Source organism: Emticicia sp. 17c (genome assembly GCF_037153985.1).
GTDB lineage: Bacteria > Bacteroidota > Bacteroidia > Cytophagales > Spirosomataceae > Emticicia.
Window position 1 is genome coordinate 1 of sequence record NZ_JBBAYI010000077.1, and the last position, 511, is coordinate 511.

Annotated in this window: 1 protein-coding gene; it reads left to right on the forward strand. The window is 39.5% G+C overall.

Translation table 11 applies throughout. The features are described 5' to 3' along the window. Window positions 1-511, forward strand: a 511-nt coding sequence (locus WAA15_RS24555) for a fibronectin type III domain-containing protein (protein ID WP_337045489.1), incomplete at both ends; no start/stop codon positions are given.

The window sequence follows — 511 nt, forward strand, 5'->3', positions numbered from 1 at the left end:
CCAACTCAAGGCTGACAAAACAAGCATGGAAGGCGGAACGCCGCCCGCAGGAACAAGTTACCCAACTATTGCTGACTTAAAGGCCAAAGTAGATGTCATTATTGAAAAAATAAAGGCCTTGCAGCAAGACAATGCCCCCAAACCACCGAGGATACAAAATGTAGTAGCAACCAATATTGGCCCTAACGAAGCCACCCTGACTTGGGAGGGCGACCCTCGTTTTAAGAAATATGTGATTACCTACAAAATGGCTGAGGGAGGAGAATTGATTGAAACAGTCAATTCAAATCGTTTAGACCTCAAAAACCTCCAAGAAAATAGTCAGTATAGTTTTAAGATTGAAGGTTATGTGGGTGATGAAGTAGTGGATAGGTATAAAAATGGGGAGTTTAAGACGTTGCTGAATAAAATACCAATGCCTGAAAATGTAAAGCAACTAAAAGTAGACGATAATACCATGATTTTGACATGGGATAAAAACAAATTACATGAAAGCTATCAAGTTGTTTAT